General features: G+C 62.6%; 12 protein-coding genes. All 12 read right to left on the reverse strand.

Translation table 11 applies throughout. The features are described 5' to 3' along the window. Positions 1–1152: 1152 nt before the first annotated feature. Entirely contained in the window at positions 1153–3042 is a 1890-nt protein-coding gene (gene cydC, locus CLV65_RS02315; RefSeq protein WP_211278436.1) for a thiol reductant ABC exporter subunit CydC, read from the reverse strand. Further along, positions 3039–5099 (reverse strand): ABC transporter ATP-binding protein/permease, encoded by a 2061-nt coding sequence (locus tag CLV65_RS02320; RefSeq protein WP_094691758.1) that lies wholly within the window; start codon positions 5097–5099, stop codon positions 3039–3041. The genes cydC and CLV65_RS02320 overlap by 4 nt, the downstream gene beginning before the upstream one ends. A 78-nt stretch (positions 5100–5177) precedes the next feature. Continuing rightward, positions 5178–6626 (reverse strand): ATP-dependent Clp protease ATP-binding subunit ClpX, encoded by a 1449-nt coding sequence (gene clpX / locus CLV65_RS02325; RefSeq protein WP_094691759.1) that lies wholly within the window; start codon positions 6624–6626, stop codon positions 5178–5180. 17 nt (positions 6627–6643) lie between these two features. Then, positions 6644–7291 carry an ATP-dependent Clp protease proteolytic subunit gene (locus CLV65_RS02330; protein ID WP_094691760.1) on the reverse strand — a complete coding sequence of 216 codons (648 nt, stop codon included), beginning with the start codon at positions 7289–7291 and terminating at the stop codon, positions 6644–6646. 2 nt (positions 7292–7293) lie between these two features. Beyond that, positions 7294–7899: an ATP-dependent Clp protease proteolytic subunit gene (locus CLV65_RS02335; RefSeq protein ID WP_094691761.1), complete on the reverse strand. Its 606-nt coding sequence runs from the start codon at positions 7897–7899 to the stop codon at positions 7294–7296. Between the two features lie 93 nt (positions 7900–7992). Next, positions 7993–9429: a chloride channel protein gene (locus CLV65_RS02340; RefSeq protein WP_244569207.1), complete on the reverse strand. Its 1437-nt coding sequence runs from the start codon at positions 9427–9429 to the stop codon at positions 7993–7995. 239 nt (positions 9430–9668) lie between these two features. Continuing rightward, positions 9669–11069: a trigger factor gene (tig, locus tag CLV65_RS02345; protein WP_094691762.1), complete on the reverse strand. Its 1401-nt coding sequence runs from the start codon at positions 11067–11069 to the stop codon at positions 9669–9671. Between the two features lie 61 nt (positions 11070–11130). Then, complete coding sequence (locus CLV65_RS02350) at positions 11131–12453, reverse strand: HRDC domain-containing protein (RefSeq protein ID WP_094691763.1); 1323 nt, start codon at positions 12451–12453, stop codon at positions 11131–11133. Positions 12454–12619: 166 nt separating this feature from the next. Next, on the reverse strand, positions 12620–13492 hold the full coding sequence (gene pflA / locus CLV65_RS02355; protein WP_094691764.1) for a pyruvate formate-lyase-activating protein: 873 nt from the start codon (positions 13490–13492) through the stop codon (positions 12620–12622). A 213-nt stretch (positions 13493–13705) separates the two neighbouring features. Next, positions 13706–16063, reverse strand: coding sequence for a formate C-acetyltransferase (pflB, locus tag CLV65_RS02360; protein ID WP_094691765.1), 2358 nt, complete (start codon positions 16061–16063; stop codon positions 13706–13708). Positions 16064–17526: 1463 nt separating this feature from the next. Beyond that, complete coding sequence (locus CLV65_RS02365) at positions 17527–17769, reverse strand: hypothetical protein (RefSeq protein WP_420848428.1); 243 nt, start codon at positions 17767–17769, stop codon at positions 17527–17529. Positions 17770–17925: 156 nt separating this feature from the next. Further along, the gene (locus tag CLV65_RS02370; protein ID WP_425319295.1) at positions 17926–19569 is read right to left on the reverse strand and encodes an NAD+ synthase; all 1644 of its coding nucleotides are present in this window, start codon (positions 19567–19569) and stop codon (positions 17926–17928) included. Positions 19570–19634: the final 65 nt, after the last annotated feature.

The following is a 19634-nucleotide window of genomic DNA, read 5'->3' on the forward strand; positions in this document are numbered from 1 at the left end:
CATCTATCTCGCGCCCAAGGAGCAAGATTATGTATCCTCGGCATGCAACACCAGGATCACAGATGACAAACGCCTGTCCAAACCCCACCAAGGCGCAAAACTGTGCACCCTCGGCACAACTTACCCTCACCTAGAAGGCGCCATAGGCACCCAACCCCGCCCAAGGCACAAGCCTGTGCACCCTCGGCACGAGTTACCCTTCCCAAAGGGGCATCAGGAGCGCCTAATCCTTGCCGAGTGTGCAAGATCGCGCACCTTGGGCAAGAAATACCCTGGGCTCGGGCAAGTAATACTGGAGCATGGACAGGCACCAGCCCACATAACCGCAGCCCAAAGCGCAAAGCTGTGCACCCTCGGCAAGCAATACCAGAACAGAAGGTAATCACAGCCCGACTAATCCCCCACCCGAGGTGCAGGATCACGCACCCTCGGCGCCAGTTGGCGTCCCCACGGATATGACAGACACACCTAGCCGCCATCCAGGGCGCAAGATTATGCACCCTCGGCAAGCAATACCGGAACCGAAGTCGGGGAAAATGCCTAACCCAACTCGAGGGCGCAAGGTTGCACACCCTCGGGGTGGATTAGCCTCCCTAAGGATGTGACGGCGACGCCTAATCCCCCATCCAAGGCGCAAGCCTGTGCGCACTCGGCGCCGCTTACCCCTCCCAAAGGGGCGTCAGAAACACCTAACCCTTGCCGAGGGTGCAGGATCGTGCACCTTGGGCAAGAAAATACCCTGGGCTCGGCAAGCAATACCGGGGCAGAAACAGGCACAGCCCGCATAACCGGCACCCAAGGCGCAAGGCTGTGCACCCTCGGCACAAGTCACACCTCTCAAAAGGGCGTCAGGAGCTCCCAACCCCGCCGAGGGTGCAAGATTGTGCACCCTCGACGCCGTTTACCCCTCCCAGGAAGGCAGCGGAAGCGCACAACCGCCGCCCAAGGTGCAAGGCTGTGCGCCCTCGACGCATGTTGCCCCTCCTGGGTAGCCGACAAGGGCCCCAACCCCTACCGAGGGTGCAGAATTGTGCGCCCTCGAGGTGGGTTAGCCTCCCTCGGGAGGTGACGGCGACACCCAATCCCCACCCAAGGTGCAAGGCTGTGCACCCTCGACGTCAGTTACCACTCTCGGGAAGGCAGCAGAAGCGCCTAACCCCTGCCCAAGGTGCAGGCTTGTGCACCCTCGGGGTGGGTTGACCTCTCCCCGGTGGCCCCGGTGGCACCGTTCCCAGTGGCCCCTGCAGGCGCACCAAGAGCGTCAATGATCGCGCCGCCGTCCATGCGCAGCACGGTATCGGCGATGCGCGTGGTCGAGGGACGGTGCGACACAAGCACCACAGTGTGGGAACTGCGCTCCTGATCTTGAGCCAGGGACCGCAGAATCTGCGCTTCGTTCAGCGCATCGAGATTGCTGGTCGGTTCATCGAGCAGCAACAGGTCGGCGCCATGCAGGAATGCCCGAGCAAGGCCAAGGCGCTGCTTCTCGCCCGCAGACAGCGTGTCACCCAGCTCCCCCACCTGGCTGTCATACCCATGGGGCAGCGCCATGATCGTGTCATGGATATTCGCCTGCCGGCAGGCGCGCTTCAGCTCCTCATCCGTGGCATCGGGCTTGGCAATGAGCAGGTTGGCGCGCACAGTGTCATGGAACAGCTGCGTGTCCTGCGCCACGAACGCCTCCACGCGTCGCAGATCCGCCGTGTTGATGTCGCGGATGTCGCGGCCTGAGACGCTAACAGTGCCCCTCTGCGGATCCCAGAAGCGCATGAGCAGCCGCAATGTGGTGGATTTGCCCACACCGCTGGGCCCAGTGATCGCCGTCACCGACCCCTCGGGCACGGTGAGGCTGACATCACGCAGCACGGGCAAGGCGTCCGGGGTGTATCCGAACGTCACGTTCTGCATGCTTGCGCCATCGAATTCAACCGGCTTCCTGCCTGTCACGACCGGAGTCGCAGGCGCAGCCTGCAGCACAGCGAGCACACGTCGGCCTGCCGCCAGCGTATTGTGCAAGGAACCTCCGAGCGACGCCAGGGCGCTGACCGGGCCGAAGGACCCGACGAACGTGACGAATGCCATGAGCGCGCCCGCCACATCCACCCCGCCAGCGGAATACGCGAAACACACCATCGCGAGCATCGCAAGGTCGAACACCGCGATGACCACGCTTGTCAGCGCCTGTCCGCGAGCCTGGGAGCGTTGAAGCCTCTCCTCCGACTGCGTCAGGTGCTGCGACTTGGCGTCCAGACGCTCCAACAGGTCACGGCCGCGGTCGTATTGAATCGTCTCGCCCAGCGCCCGCAGGGAATCGAGCACGAAGGATGCCATGCTACCGTGCTGCCCGCGGATCGCGCTGCCGGCGCTGCGCCCCATGCGTGCGATGACGAGGGGCAACACGAAGCCGACGGCAAGGTATGCGCACACGGCGAGGATGGCGAACGCCGGGTCGATGGACCCGAGGAACACGCATGCCACCACGCCGTACACGACCGCGATGCACACCGGCGAGATCGTATGCGCGTAGAAGACCTCGAGCAGCTCGATGTCTGAGGTGATGAGGCTGATGAAATCACCGGCGCCTTTGCCGTCCACTGCTGCGGGCCCTTGGCGGCGCAATGCACCGAACACGCGGCTGCGGATGAGCGCGAGCAGACGAAACGCCACGTAGTGGTTGCACATCTGTTCGCCGTAGCGCAACACGCCGCGCAACACGGCAAGACAAATCATGGCGGTTATGGCTGCGGCGAGCGGAGCCGCGGGGTCTGCATAAGCGCGGGCAACGGCATATGCCCCCGTCGTGCCGATGGCGGTGGCGGCTATGTGCCCCAATACCCCCAGGAACGCCGCGAGGGCGAGGAATCCGCTCAATGGCGCGACGATCGACAGGAGGCGGCGCATGACCCGGAAGTCCCCCTGTCTCTGAGGTTGTCCCGGACGGAACGACTGCGTCGCGCGAGTGATGGAATCAGCGCTGCCGGGATGGGGCTGCGCGGAATTCCCATGAGCCGTGTTGTTGGCCTGAGGCTTGGTTGCGTTCATCGCTGCGTCCTTTCCGTCTCGTTGCCGTCTGTGATTTCTTCCGAAGTGATTTCTTCCGGAGATAATCCTTCTGAAGCTATTCCTCCTGAGCTGGCTCCCACCGAAGCGCTTCCTTCCGAGATGATTCCCTCCGCAGCGGCCTCTTCCGAAGGCGTGGCGAATGCTTCAAGCTCCTGCTGCGACCGCCACAGTTGCGCATATGCCCCGTCAAGCGCCAGCAGATCCGCATGGGACCCGGCTTCCGCAATGGCACCATGGTCAAGCACGATAATGGAATCGCACTGGCGCACGTTGATGAGGCGATGGGCGATAACGATGACCGTATGCTTCCTCGCCAGACGCGAAATGGCACGCATGATGACGCGCTCGCTCTCGGGGTCGACGTTGGATGTCGCCTCGTCGAAGATGTAGACGGGGGTGTCGTGAAGAAGCGCACGGGCCAGCGCAAGACGCTGGCGTTGCCCGCCCGAAAGGTTGGAAGCGTTGGATTCGATGACCGTGTCAAGCGCGAGTCGTTCATCCGATGCCGAATCCAAGCGCACGTCATGCAATGCCGCCTGCAGCTGCGCGTCATTGGCATCCGGCCGCGCCATCATCAGGTTGTCGCGAACGGTGCCGGGAATCATGCGGCTGTCGCTTTCCACAAGCGTCACATGATGCATAAGACCCGCCGAGTCAGCGTCCCGCACTTCGACGCCGCCGACGACGAGGCTGCCCGTATAGCCGTCCAGCCTGCCGCACAGGAGTTTGGCGAGGGTGGATTTGCCGCTTCCGCTGCCGCCGACGATGCCAAGGAAGGCGCCGTCTGGCACGTCGAACGAAACGTCGGTCAGCGCGACGCGCATCTCGTGGGACTGTGCGCCGGTCTCGGTTTGCGTTGCATTGCCCTCGGCTGGACGGGTCTTCCCAGCCGTCCTCTTCCCAGCGGCTGCACTGGCCATCGCCATGACGCCGCCCTGTGCATCATCATCAGGCACGGCGTAGGCAAAGCTCATGTGGGAGGCCGCAATTCGCTTGTCGGCACTGTCAGGGGACGCCGATCCCGACGGCATGTCGTCCAGATCGAGGATGCGGAACATCTTGTTGGCTGCCGCCGAGCCGTTGAGCGCCACATGGAAGTAGGATCCCAGCCGACGCATGGGCAGGAAGTAATCGGCGGCGAGCAGCACGATAAGCAGTGCATGCGCCAGATCGATGGATCCGTTGCGCATCTGGATGGTGGCGATGATGGCGCCAGCCGCGGCACCGCCGTAGGCCACGAGGTCCATCACTGCGATGGAATTGAGCTGCATCGTGAGCATGCGCATGGTGACGCGCCGGAACCCTTCGGCCTCCTTGTCCATCTGCTCGTGCCTCTGTTTGTCGGCGCCATACACGATGAGGGTCGTGAGCCCCTGCAGGTTCTCGAGAAAAGAATCACCCAGCGATGTGTATGAGTTCCAGTACTTCGAAACGATGCGCTTGGCGATGGTCTGCACCAGGGCGATGATGATGGGTATCAGCGGCACTCCGGCCAGCAGCACGATTGCCGCGACGGGACTGAAGGTGCACATGTAGGCGAACAACGTGACCGGTGCGGCCATCGCATAGATGAACTGCGGCAGGTAGCCGGCGAAGTACGCCTCCATTTGGTCGACGCCTTCCACGGACATCTGCACCGCTTCCGAAGAACCGACCTTCTGGTCATAGGCTGGCCCCAACGCAAGCAACTTGCGGAACAGGGCGCTTCGCAGCACGGATTTCGCCATCGCCGCCGCACGGTAACCCATGCGTGTCGCCGCGGCAATGCATGCCGCTGACACAATCGCCAGCAGGAGGCTCACCCCGACCGAATATGCGATGCCGCGTGCGACGTCAGGGCCTTGCACACCGCTAACACCGCTAACATCACTGATGCCGCTGCCGCTAACACCGCCGCGCACGACGCGTGCCACACACAGGCTGATCAGCGTCATCATGGCCATCTGTGCCACCAATGCAAGCCATTGCAACAGCGCGTCAAGTATTACGTATCGCCGTGCCCCTGGCACAGCGGCGACAAGCCTTTTGTTGATCACCGGGTTCCTCCTGTCGACTAGGCCGACTTCACAGTGTATGCGAGGAACCCGTGGAGGGAAAGAGGAAAATTCGTTGAATTACGCGATTGATTGTGTGTCGGCATGCATGGCGGCGTCTTCAGGCGTCTCCGCACCGGCGGGATGATTCATGCTGCGACGCGCCAATGCCAGCTGCGGCTTGGCATGCTCGCGCTGCGGCGCAACGGGAGAGCGCAGCTCTTGGTCCCTGAGCACGTATCGGGGCTGCTCGCTGCCTTCGACCGACGCTTTTGTGACGATGACCTCCGCCACGTCAGTGCGATCGGGAATCTCAAACATGGGGCCCTGCAGCACTTGTTCCATAATGGAACGCAATCCGCGCGCGCCGGTACCGCGATCGACGGCGGTCTGCGCAATCTGCGCGATGGATTCCTTGGTGAAAGTGAGTTTGACGGATTCGGCTGCGAACAGCTTGCGGTATTGCTGCACCAAGCTGTTGCGCGGCTCGGCAAGCACGCGCGCCAAGTCAATAGCATCCAGGCCATGCAGGGTGGTGACCACGGGGAGTCGCCCGATGAATTCCGGCAGCAGACCGAATTGCTCCAAGTCATCCGCCGTCACGTGCGCAAGCACGTCGTCGGAGGGCATGTCCTGCTTGGTCCAGTCTGCCCCGAATCCTGAAAAACGGCGTCCCATGCGCCCGCGCACAATGTCCTCAAGGCCAACGAACGCCCCTCCGCAGATGAACAGGATGTTGCGGGTGTCGAGTTTCACCTGCTCCTGCTCGCGATGCTTGCGTGTGCCCTCCATGGGCACTGTCGCGACTGTGCCTTCGACAATCTTGAGCAGGGCCTGCTGCACGCCTTCGCCGGAGACATCGCGGGTGATGGATGTGTTTTCGCCGGTTTTGCGGGCGATCTTGTCGATTTCATCGATGTAGATGATGCCGCGTTCAGCGCGCTTGACATCACCATCAGCGGCTTCGATAAGCCGTTGGAGCACCGTCTCCACATCGTCGCCGACGTAACCGGCCTCGGTGAGGGTCGTCGCATCCACGATGGCGAACGGCACGTTCATCACATGCGCCAGCGTCGACGCCAGGTATGTCTTGCCGGTGCCCGTGGGACCGATCATGAGGATGTTGGATTTGGCGACTTTCACGTCGCGCAGGTCGTCGCCTTGCTCGCCATCCCCGAACACAGGGCTGCCGGCGCTGCGTTCGTCAAGGTCACGCGCCTCGTCGGCGATTTCGATGTTGATGCGTTTGTAATGGTTGTAGACCGCCACGGCGAGGGCGCGCTTGGCGTCCTGCTGCCCCACGACGTACCTGTCGAGGTACTCGCAGATATGGCTGGGCGACACGAGATGCAGCCGTGCCGCCCTCGCCTCCTTGCGCTTCTCATCGGAGATGATGTTCACGCACAGCGCGATGCATTCTTCGCAGATGGCGACGCCGGGGCCAGTGATGAGTTTGTCGACCTCGTGCTCCGTCTTGCCGCAGAAACTGCAGCGAGGAACGTCATCTGCGTAATTGACGATCTGAGCCATATGTGGGTTCGCCTTGGTTACTGACGGTTGGCCAGGACTTCGTCCACGATGCCGTATTCCTTCGCCTGCGGTGCAGTGAGGATCTTGTCGGTCTCGATGTCCTTGCGGATTTTCTCAACGTCCTGCCCGGTGTGCTTGGCGAGGGTCTCCTCGAGCCATGTGCGCATGCGCAGCATTTCATTGGCTTCGATCTCGATCTGCGTGGCCTTGCCGAAATCCTGCTGCATGGCCGGCTGGTGGATGAGCACACGTGCGTTGGGCAGCATAAGGCGCTTGCCCTTCGTGCCGGCGGCGAGCAGCACGGCAGCGGCGGACGCGGCCTGTCCAAGGCACACGGTCTGCACGTCGGGCTTGATGTACTGCATCGTGTCATACACGGCGGTCATGGCTGTCATGGAACCGCCGGGAGAGTTGATGTACATCATGACATCGCGGTCAGGGTCTTGGCTTTCCAACACGAGCAGCTGCGCCATGATGTCGTCGGCGGAAGCATCATCGACCTGAACGCCCAGGAAGATGATGCGGTCTTCGAACAGCTTGGAGTAGGCGTTGGTGGTCTTGAAACCATAGGGCGTGCGCTCTTGGAATTCCGGCAGGATGTAGCGCATCTGCGGACCGGCGAGACGGCCTGCGCGGGAGACGAACTGTGCTTCTTGACTTGCCATGCTCACTCCTTCGTTTCCACTGTGTCGGCGTTCATGGTGCCGGGCGTGGTCACGATCTTGTCGACGAAACCATATTCCAGCGCCTGCTGCGCAGTGAACCAATGATCATACTCGTTGTCGCGGTAGATTTCCTCGACGGTGTGGCCGGTCTGCTCGGCGGTCAGTTCGGAGAGCGTCTTCTTCATGTCCATGATGAGCTCAGCGCTGATGCGCACATCCGTCTGGGTGCCGCCGATGCCGCCGGAAGGCTGGTGCATGAGCACGCGGGCGTGACTGGTGATGAAACGCTTGCCCTTGGTGCCGCTGGAGAGCAGGAACTGCCCCATGGATGCTGCCATGCCGACGGCCACCGTCGCCACATCCGGTTTGATGAGCTGCATCGTGTCGTAGATGGCCATGCCGGCCGTGATGGATCCGCCCGGGGAGTTGATGTACAGCCAGATGTCCTTGTTGGGGTCCTGCGCGGCGAGCATGAGCATCTGCGCGCAGATAACATTGGCGTTCTCCTGCTTGACCTCATCGCCCAGCCAGATGATGCGGTCCTTGAGAAGCCGGGAGAAGATGGGATTGGTCAGCCCGCTGATCGCGGCGTTCTCCTCGTCCTCCATCGATGGGACAGGAAGCGCCGGTGACGTCTGTAATGCCACTGTGACTCCTTCGTTGTGGTACGTATTGGTTCGAGATTACCGCGTCAAATGGATTTACGCGGCTGATTGCGCTGCGCGCGGAAACGTGTGTGCCTGGGGCAACTCAGTGACGGGAGGCACATGGCGCAGCACGGCGCGAGCCACCACCGTTGCTCCCACGCAGCACAATCCCACGGGCATGGCGAATTCCACCGACAGATGGCACAGTTCCAACATGAGGCAGGAAGCCATCAAAGGCGCCTGCTGAGAGCTGGCGAGCACAGCCGCCGCACCCAGCAGCGCACACGCCGCCACCGGCGTCCCCGGGAACAGGTGTGACCATCCCAATCCCAATGCAGCCGCCAGGCAGGCGCCGATGGCGATGGACGGCGTAATGACGCCTCCGGACGCACCGGCACGAATCGTCAGTATCGTCAGCACCGCCTTGAGCGCAGCCAGCAGCACCAGCCACCCAGCGAGGTTCCATGCAGCCTCCGCCGGCAGGCTTGCGGATGTAAGGAAAGCCTGCTGGGCGGCGGCACGACCATTGCCACACACCTGCGGGAAGGCAAGAGCAACCACACCGGTGATGACGGCTACGAGCGGCAGTTCCCACAGTATCGCCGATCCCTTGGCATGGCGCGAACCGGCCCACTGGTTGCCACGGCGGAACAATGCTCCGACCGCGCCCCACAGTGGTGCAGACAGCAGTGCGAAAACAACGAACGACACGCTCAAATGCAATGACGGCAGAGCGTAGAAAGCATCGCGCCCTTTGATGAAACCCGCCACGTAGGCGCTCACGCAGGATGTGCCCAGAGATACTGCAACCGTGCGCCAGCTGGAATCCACCAACAGCATCTCGATGGCGAAGAACGCTCCGGCGAGCGGCGAATCATACACGCCAGCGAATCCGGCTCCTGCGGCGGCAGCGACAACGAGCCTGACGTCCTTGGAATCCATGCGGCTCAGATGGGCGAAACGCTGACCCATCATGGCGCCGAGCTCACGCGGCGCGGTCTCGCGGCCGATGCTCATGCCAGCGCCCACGATGAAAATCTGCAACAGCACGTGAATGATGGTGGCAATGACGGGCATCCGCTTGCCCGCCACCGCTTTCGCGACGGATGGAACCGGCTTGCATCGTCCACGCAGCAGCCACCACGCGAGTGCGGAGATGACGCCTGCCGCCGCAAGGCTCGCCATGATGCGCCATCCCGGCACACCGGACGGCCCGGGATGCTGCGGATTCTCCACGTAGCCGAGGAACACGCTCTGCACCGCTTCCAGCGCAAGATACAGCACGCCGGCGCCCACGCCTATGAGAGCACCCACCACCAGCACGAATGCGCCGAGCCGGCACGCCTCAAGCGCAGGGTGCTCGTTAGGCTTCACCCCGCTGCCCGCCTTCTCGCTACGTGCCTCTTCGCTATGTGTCTCTTCGCCGCGCATCTCTTTGCCGCGTGTCGCCTCAGCATATCCGGGGTTTTCAGCGCCTTGTTTTTCTTCCATCCCGGCCTCCTTCGCAGGCTGCACGGAATGGGGATCCGGCACAGCGCCACGCGACTCTTCCATCGTGCCATGTCCATTGTGCCATGCATGGCAAACGAAAAACCGGGCGGACCCGCTTCCCCACGCCCATGCGTGGGGCACGCGAATCCGCCCGGTTCATGATTCAACGATTCAACCGCAATCCGTCAGTCACCGAATGCGACCGCCATGGAATCCGATGGAATCATCAGGCGTTCAGCTCAGTCTTCCTTGGCTTCCTCAGCCTTGTCGGACGCTTCGGCGGCGACGGCAGCAGCAGCCTCTGCAGCCTGCACGCTTGCCTCCTCCTCGGCCTTGGCTTCGTTCTCGACCTGCTCTTCTTCCTCACCGAGGAACTTGCTCAGGTCGACGTCCTCGCCATCATGCTGGAACGTGACGGCGCGCATGGCGGCAAGCAGGCCCTTGGAGCGGGCGACTTCCTGGGCTGCGCCCGGAAGCTGGCCGTTGCGCACAACGGAGCTGATGAACTGGTTGGGATCCATGCCGTACTGCTGTGCGACGGATGCGAGGAAGTTGATGACGTCGCTCTGGGAGACCTTGACATCGAGCTTCTCGGTGATGGCATCGAGCAGGATCTGGTCGCGCAGCTGCTTCTCGGCCTGTTCCTCGGCCTCCTGCTTCTGCTCCTTCGTGGCCTTCTTCGGGTCGGCGACAACGGCACCAAGGTTCTGCTCGGTCAGCTTCTCCTTGAGGCCCTTGGGCACTGCGATCTCGATATCGCCTTCGAGCTTGGCGAGGAATGCGTCGCGTGCCTCGGTGGCCTGACGAGCCTCAGCAACCTCGGCGCTGTCCTTGCGCAGCTGCTCCTTGAACTCGTCGAGGGTGTCGTATTCCGACGCCTCGGTGGCGAATTCATCGTTGAGCTCAGGAAGCTGCTCTTCCTTGACGCTGTTGACCTTGACGGTGATCTGGGCCTTCTCGCCCTCATGCTCGCCGGCCTCAAGCGTGCCTTCGAACGTCGTCTCTTCGCCAGCGGAGAGGCCTTCGAGGGCCTCGTCCATGCCGTCGAGCATCGTGCCGGAACCAAGCTGGTAGCTCACGCCCTCCTGGGAATCGACAACCTCATCGTCGATGCGTGCGGTCAGGTCGATGTTCGTGAAATCGTCCTTAGCGGCCGGGCGGTCCACGCTGGCGAGCGTGGCATAGGACTTGCGCAGGCTCTCAAGGCGCTGGTTCACATCGTCGTCGGTGACTTCGGCGGCGGGAATCTCAATCGTCAGGTCGGAAAGCTCAGGAAGGTCGAACTTCGGGCGCACCTCGACTTCAGCGGTGAACTTCAGCTTCGTGTCGGAATCCTCGGTGTCCGGGATGTCCTTGACGTCGAGCTTCGGCTGGTCCATGGGGCGCAGATCCTTCTCCTGCACAGCCTTGTCGTAGAACTCAGGAACGGCATCCTGCACGGCCTCGCCGGCGATGGCTCCGAAACCGAAACGCTGCTCGACGAGCTTGCCGGGCACATGACCCTTGCGGAATCCGGGGATGTTGACCTGCTTGGCGATGTCGGTGCGAGCTTTGTCAAGATACGGCTTCAGCTCGTCGTTCTCCACGGTGATGGTGAGCCTGACCTTGGTCGGCTCGAGGTTCCTCACGCTGATTTTCACTCTGCGCTCCAATTCGATAGTGATGGTCTACGCCCCTAAAGGCAACCGTTTTATAGTAACGCTACTTGAGGACGGCTTGCCGCACTTTCGCCGCAAGCGCACCCCCGAGCAGCTCAGCCTGCCACTGCCTGGCGCCCTGGCGCTCCAAGAAGTCCACCACGAGCTCAGTGGTATCAAGCGCCACGCCTTCGCCCGCCTGCCAGCACAGGTTGCGCACGATCTGCGGTCGCAGCAGCACATCTGCGGTCGTGCCGGTGTCCTGCGCTATCTGGTTGAGCCGGGCGCGCGATTTCTCCAACAGCTCGTAACGGTCCGGATGATGGATGCGCCAGTATTTGAGCGAGCGGGGCGCCTTGCCCACGTCGTCACTCTCCTGCCCCTCCCGGCTCGCGGTCGGCAGCTGGGACGCGGGCAGGGCCAGCGCACGCAGTATCGCCTGCTTCCATATGGAGGGTTTCACCTTGCGCTGCAGGGGCGCGTACCGTTCGAACATCTTGTCGCGTTCACCGCCCACATGCATGCGCACACGTTCGTTGAGCACACGTATGGATGCAAACTGACGGCTGTTGCGCGGCTTGGCGATGGCGGCCTTGATGATGGCCGAATCCTGCAGGAGCAAGGACGGTGCGATGTCGAGTTCGCGCGCCTGGCGGTCGCGTTCCTCCCACAGCTCGCGCACGATGGCCAGTCCTCGGCGGTCATGCGACAGCTTGGATATGTAGCTGGTGTGCCGCCACGGGTCGGGCTGCTCCTCCCTGGGGGCGGTGCCTTTGGCAAGCAGATACGTGAATTCCTGCCTCGCCCACTCCTCTTTGCCCTGTGCTTTGATCTGCTCGAGCATGCGCTGGCGCAGCTCTATCAGCACCTCGACGTCCAGCGCCGCGTAATCGCGCAGGTCACGCGTCAGGGGACGATGCGACCAGTCCGCCGCGGAATGTTCCTTGGCGAGCGTGATTCCTAGGTATTTCTCGGTGCATGCGGCAAGCCCGAAACGCTGGCATCCCAGCAACCGTGCCGCAAGCTCCGTGTCAAACAGCGCCCGGGGCGTCATGCCGATGTCCACGAAACCCGGCAGGTCCTGCAGCGAATCGTGGATGATCCACGTCGCGTCTCCCACGGCATCGTTGAACGGGCCCCAGCTCACGCCTTGCTGCGCGAGGGCGACCGGATCCACCAGCGCAATCCCTGCCCCCGTGCGCTTAAATTGCACAAGCCAATCCTGCTGCCCGTATCGATATCCGGATGCCCTCTCAGCGTCGGCTGCGATTGGTCCGTCCGCTTGCGCGAAACGGTCCACCATGTCATAGAACTGGGTGGGCGTGTCTATCACGTCGGGCACGCCGCCGCGGGGTTCCTTGAGCAGCACGGGTTCTGTGTGGGTCATGGCTTGGCAGGTGCCTTCTTTCGCTGGTTTCACTGGGGTTGTTCCACCTGGCGCACGCCGGTGCGATAGGCGCGGCGGGCGCGGGCGCGGCGGGCGCCGCGCGTCATTCGGTGAGCAGTATACCCACGCGTGTGAACGTCACGGCCGGCACCCGCCACGCACAGCGTCAGAACACTTCGAAACCGTGGTCGCGGAACTGCCCGCGCACCCGTTCGAGAAGCGCCGCGCCGGGGCCTTTCGCATCCTCCAGCGGGTAGTCATATCTCAACGCATGCCACTTGGGCCTTCCCAGCTGATGGAAAGGCAGCACGTCGATGTGGTCGATGGCGTCATGGAACCCATCACAGATCGTGGCGACGTTCTCCACATTCTGTTCGCTGTCGGTGAGTCCAGGCACAAGTACGAAACGCACCCAGATGCGCACGCCGAGCCGTGCGAGACGGTGGCCGAAATCAATCGTGGGCTGCAGCGCTCCCCCGGTGACCTTGTGATACGTGGCTTCGTCGCCGCTTTTGACGTCGAGCAGGCACAGGTCGATGTCGCGAATCTGCTCGTCGCTCCATGTGGCGCCAAGGAACCCGGAGGTATCGAGGCACGTGTGGACGCCCATCTTCTTGGATTCATGGAACACACGGGAGACGAACGCCGGCTGCATCATCGATTCGCCGCCGGAGAACGTGATGCCGCCGCCGGTGTATTGAAACACGTCGGAGTAGCGTTCGATCTTCTTCATCATCGCGTCGAAATACACGGGCTTGCCATCGCGCATCTTCCAAGTGTCGGGGTTCTGGCAGTACTGGCAGCGCAATGGGCAGCCGCTCATGAACACCGTCATGCGCGTGCCCGGCCCGTCGACGGAGGTGTTGAGATCCCAGGAGTGCACAAACCCCAGGTCGCCGGTGCGAAGCGCTTCGATGCGGTCGCGTCTGTCGAGCCCCACCGGTGATTCGAAACCGGAAAGTCCCCCCATGAGCGTCTGGCGCTGGTATTCCTTATTGGCGCGCAGCATGTGCGGCGTCGTGGTGCGAAACTGTGACATCGGTGCTCCTTGTGTGTTCCGTGGCCGACTGAAGAGCTGGTTGGCTGGTTGCTGCCCGGATGGACGGCGGATGGCTGCTCTGTTGACTGCTCAGGCAACTGTCTGGCGACTGTCCTGACGACTTCCCTGACGACTTTTTAGAGGGCTGAAAACGGCCGCGGGGCCGGCGGCACACAGTCCGACCGGCCCCGCGGGTGTGAAAAACGGCGGCGCTTAGTCCGTCACGGCTCCCTTGTGGAACGTGCGGGAGATCACGTCGAGCTGCTGCTCCTTGGTCAGGCGCACGAAGTTCACCGCGTAGCCGGAGACGCGCACGGTCAGGTGCGGGTACTTCTCCGGGTGGTTCATCGCGTCCTCGAGCTGCTCCTTGCGAAGCACGTTGATGTTCGCGTGGTACAGGCCGTGGCCGTTGCCGGAATCAAGGATGCCCACGAGGTTCGTGATGCGGTCGTCCTCGTCGCGACCCAGGCCTTCGGGGGTGATCGTGTTCGTCAGCGAGATGCCGTCGAGCGCGTCGTTGTAGTCGATCTTGCCGACCGAGAACATCGAGGGCAGCATGCCGTGCGTGTCGCGGCCATTCTCCGGGTTGGCGCCCGGCGAATACGGCGTGCCCTTGTGGTGTCCGGACGGGAAGGAACCGGTGTTCTTGCCGTATTCGACGTTCGAGGTGATGGTGAGGATGGACTGCGTGGGCACAGCGCCGCGGTACACGGGCAGGCGACGCACCTGGCCCATGACGGTGGACACAACCCACTTGGCGAGGTCGTCCGCGCGATCATCATCATTGCCGTAGACCGGGTAGTCGCCCACGGTCTTGTAGCCGACGATCAGGTCGTCCGGGCCGTTCTCGCAATACTCGTCGGTGCCCTTGGCATCCTTGTTGTAGATCGGGTACACCTTGGCGTACTTGAGAGCGGACAGCGAGTCGGCGGCGATGGACAGGCCGGACATGCCGCAGCCGAGGGTGCGGTAGACCTCCTTGTCGTGCAGCGCCATCTCGATGGACTCGTAAGCGTACTTATCGTGCATGTAGTGGATGATGTTCAGCGCTTCGACATACGTCTCGGACAGCCATTCGAGAGCCTTCTCGTAGTTGTTCTTGACTTCCTCGAAGTCGAGCGTGCCGTCCGCCTTGGGCTTGACGGGCTCGATGTAGCCTTCGTCGATGACGCGCAGGCCGGTCATTTCGTCAATGCCGCCGTTGATGGCGTACAGCAGCGCCTTGGCGGAGTTGACGCGAGCGGCGAAGAACTGCATCTGCTTGCCCACGCGCATCGGGGAAACGCAGCATGCGATGGCCGCGTCATCGCCCCAGTGGCTGCGGATCTGCTTGTCCGATTCGTACTGGATGGCGGAGGTGTCGATGGAGATCTTGGCGCAGAAGCGCTTGTAGCCTTCGGGGAGCTTGGGATCCCAGAAGATCGTGATGTTCGGCTCAGGGCCGGGTCCCAGGTGCTCGAGGGTGAGCGTGTTGAGCAGACGGAAGGACGTCTTCGTGACCATGCAGCGGCCGTCGTCGCCGAAGCCTGCGTCGGACCAGGTTGCCCAGTACGGATCGCCGGAGAAGATCTTGTCATAGTCCTTGGTGCGCAGGAAGCGCACGATGCGCAGCTTCATGACAATGTTGTCGATGATCTCCTGCGCGTCGGTCTCGGTGATGAGGCCCTTCTTGAGGTCGCGTTCGAAATAGATGTCGAAGAATGCGGAGAGGCGGCCGATGGACATTGCCGCGCCATCCTGGCTCTTGACGGAGGCGAGGTAGCCCATGTAGGTCCACTGCACGGCTTCCTGCGCGGTCTGTGCCGGACGGGACAGGTCAAGGTTGTATTCCTGGCCGAGCTTGATGAGCTTCTTGAGGGCCTTGATCTGCTCGTCATGCTCCTCGCGGAAGCGAATCCAATGCTCGATCTCCGGCTCGGTGAAGTCGTTGCGGTAGGGCACGGAGTCCTTGTCGCGCTGCTTGAGCTTGATCAGGGTGTTCACGCCGTAGAGCGCCACGCGACGGTAGTCGCCGATGATGCGGCCGCGGCCGTAAGCGTCCGGCAGACCGGTGAGGATCTTGTTATGGCGGGCACGCTTGATGCGGTCCGTGTACACGCCGAACACGCCATCGTTGTGGGTCTTGCGGTAGCGGGTGTAGATCTTCTTGATCTCAGGATCGACTTCCTTGCCTGCTTCCTTGATGGCCTGCTCGACCATGCGCCAACCGCCGTTCGGCATCATGGCGCGCTTGCACGGCACGTCGGTCTGCAGACCGACGATCACGTCATCCTGGTCGTCGATGTAACCGGCGGGGAATGCGTCGATGTCAGCCGGGGTGTGCGTGTCGACGTCATAGACACGCTGCTTGCGTTCGACGGCGAGATAGTTGTCGTCGAGTGTCTTCCACAGATGCTTGGTCTTGGCGGTCGCCGGCGCGAGGAACGACTCGTCGCCTTCATACGGCGTGTAGTTCTTCTGGATGAAGTCCCTCACGTCGATGTCTTCCTGCCAGTGGCCTCCTGCGAAGCCTTCCCACGCCTTGGCTTCCAACTCCTGCTGGGTCGCTGCCTGGCTCTCCACTGCTGCCATAGGTGGCTCCTTTACTTAACTTACTTGAGGTGACGCTGCATCGTGTCGCCGTCATGTACAAGTCTAATCGCATGCTGAGGTGGAATTGACGAAGACACGCGTGATGTTCGTCACAGTGATGTCAATCACCCTCACTCTCACCGAGGGCGCAAGATTTCACACCCTCGACGCAGATTAGCTTGCCCGCCGGGGCTCCACAAGCCCTAACCCCCACCGAGGGCGCAAGGATTCGCACCCCCGACAAGCAATACCACAGCCGAGGACGCACACAACCCTCCCAACCCGCGCCGAAGGCGCAAATCCACGCACCCTCGGGACGGTTCCGCCCGCCTAGGACGCACCACAGACGCCCAACCCGCGCCCAAGGAGCAAATCCACGCACCCTCGACGCAGATTGGCTTGCCCACCGGGGCTCCACAAGCCCTAACCCCCACCGAGGGCGCAAGGATTCGCACCCCCGACAAGCAATACCACAACCCAGGCCGGACACAGCCCACCCAATCTCCACCGAAGGCGCAAGGATTCGCACCCTCGACACGGTTTGATCCATCCAGGACGCACCACAGGCACCCAACCCGCGCCCAAGGAGCAAATCCACGCACCCTCGACACGGTTTTGCTTGCCCGCCGGGGCTCCACAAGCCCTAACCCACACCGAGGGCGCAAGGATTCGCACCCCCGACAAGCAATACCACGGCCCAGGACGGACACAGCCCGACCGACCCCCGCCGAAGGAGCAGATCCATGCACCCCCGGAGCAGATTGGCCCGTTCAGGAAGGCACCGGGCGCACACAACCCGTGTCCAAGGAGCAAATCTGCGCACACTCGACGCGGATTGCCCCGTTCAGGAAGGCACCGGGCGCACCCAACCCACATCCAAGGAGCAGGATCACACACCCTCGACGCAGATTGGCTTGCCCACCATGGTCCCACAAGCCCTAATCCCCCACCGAGGGCGCAAGGATTCGCACCCCGGCGCAAAACAGGTATCCCAAGATAGGACTCAGCCCACCTAAACCCACCCAATGTGCAATCATCCGCACCCTCAACGCAGATTGGCTTGCCCGCCGGGGCTCCACAAGCCCTAACCCCCATCGAGGGAGCAAGGATTCGCACCCCCGACAAGCAATACCACGGCCCAGGCCGGACACAGCCCGCTCAACCTCCGCCGAAGGCGCAAATCCACGCACCCTCGGGACGGTTCCGCCCGCCTAGGACGCACCACAGGCGCCCAACCCGCGCCCAAGGAGCAAATCCACGCGCCCTCGACGCAGATTGGCTTGCCCGCCAAGGCAAACAGAGGCCCTAACCCTCACAGCCCTCTGCATGATTCTCGCTCCACCGCGCGGCATGATGACACGGCTTGATGACACAGAAAACGGGCATGCGCCTTTCGCGGCCATGCCCGTTGTTGATTGCTGCACTATCAGTGCCTCCGTCAGCGCCTTCGTCAGCGACCTTCGTCAGTGTCCTTCGTCAGCGTTCTCGTCGGAGCCGCGCCCATCCTGCGAGTCGCTGTGAGCCGGCGACCATGAGTTCCATCTCTCGTCATCTCTGTCCCACTTGCAGTTGCGGTTATGCACAATCTCCCAAGCGCGCAACGCGTCCTCACGCGTGCGGTACGGCCCCAAGCGCACATTCGCAGGCGACTGCGGCCCCAGTTCGGGCTTGCCAGTCTTCGTGTTGAAGAACCACTGGTGTGCCATGTCGTTCATATGTCCTCGATTCCTTGAATTGCAATGCGGCAGCAGCACGCGCCATCCGCCCATTCGCGGCGTTTACTAGCGGACCACTCGCAGGTCCGACTCGCGGCATCCGCTCGCGATATCCGCGACATCCACCAGCACCGCTCGCCCGCAGCTCTATTCGCGGAAAGCGCTGGTAATGGGCAGGCGGCGGTCACGTCCGAAAGCGAGCGCCGTCACCTTGGGTCCGAGTGGATATTGGCGGCGTTTCCATTCGGCGCGGTCCACGAGGCGCATCACGGTGTCGACGGTCCGTTCGTCGAAGCCGTCGGCGAGTAGGTCGGAGCGTCCGTGGGCTTTTTCGATGTATGCGGCGAGCACTTTGTCAAGCAGGTCGTATTCAGGCAGGGAGTCGGAGTCTTTCTGCCCGGGGCGCAGTTCCGCGCTGGGCGGCTTGATGATGGAGTTGACGGGGATGGGTGGCAGCTGGCCGTGTTCTTCGGCGTAGCGGTTGCGCCAGCGGGCGAGTTCCCATACGCGGGTCTTGAGCAGGTCCTTGATGGGGGCGTATCCGCCGACGGCGTCGCCGTAGATGGTGGAGTAGCCGCATGCCAGTTCGCTTTTGTTGCCTGTGGCGAGCGCGAGCGCGCCTTTGGAGTTGGAGTAGGCCATGACGATGACGCCGCGGATGCGTGCCTGCAGGTTTTCTGCCGCCACTCCTTCGAGGTGGAGTTGTTGTTGGAATGCGGTGAACAGGGGTTCGATGGGTTGGATGTCGTAGTGTGCGCCGAGGTTGCGGGCGAGGTCGGCGGCGTCATCTTTGGATCCGTCGGAGCTGTACATGCTGGGCATGGAGATGCCGTATACGTTGTGTCCGCCGCATGCGTCGGCTGCCATGGTGGCGACGAGTGCGGAGTCGATGCCGCCGGAGAGTCCCAGCGTGACGGATGTGAAGTGGTTCTTGGCCATGTAGTCGGACAGTCCAAGCACGCAGGCGCGGTAGACCTCCTCGTCGCGTTCCATGGTGGGGGCGAGCGTGGAGCGGGATGCTGCGAGCGCGGCGGCGTCATGCGAGCGCGTGGGCAGTGTCCAGTAGTCGAGGGCGGGGGTGAATTGCGCGGAGCGCTCGAGGATCGTGCCGTCGGGTGCGATGACGAAGCTGGCGCCGTCGAAGACGAGGTCGTCCTGTCCGCCTACTTGGTTGAGGTAGATGACGGGGGCGTTCACTTGCTGGGCGCGGCGCTGGCATAGTTCTTGGCGTGTGCCGGTTTTGCCTTCTTCGTAGGGCGAGCCGTTGATGGTGAGGAGTACGTCGATGCCGCGTCCTGCGAGATCGGCGACGGGGCCGCCTTCCTGCCAGATGTCTTCGCAGATGGCGACGCCGATTTTGCGGCCGCGCACGTCGAGTACAAGGCTGCGTTCCCCGGGGGCGAAGATGCGGAATTCGTCGAATACGCCGTAGTTAGGCAGGAAGTGCTTGTCGTATCCGGCCCATACGACGCCTTCGTGGAGGACGACGAGGCGGTTTTGCGGCAATTGCTCGCCATGGGTGGCGCCCACGGTGCCCACGACGACGAACAGACCGCCCAGTCCTTCGTCCTTGAGGCGCGCGGCGAGATCGTCGGCGGTGCGGCGTGCAGCCTTGCGGAACGTGGCGCGGAATGCGAGGTCCTCGATGGGGTATCCGGTGAGTGTCATTTCGGGGCAGACGACGACGTGCGCGCCGTGTGCAGCTGCCTGACGGCAATCGTCGAGCACCTTGGCGGCGTTGCCGTCCAGGTCGCCGACGCATGTGTCGATTTGGGCGAGCGCAAAGACCACGTCCTGGGTGGTGTCGGATCCGTCGGATCGTTCGGAACGTTCCAGGTCTTCGGATTCGTGGGTTT

Origin of the sequence: Pseudoscardovia suis, from assembly GCF_002797875.1 — a bacterium.
Lineage (GTDB): Bacteria > Actinomycetota > Actinomycetes > Actinomycetales > Bifidobacteriaceae > Pseudoscardovia > Pseudoscardovia suis.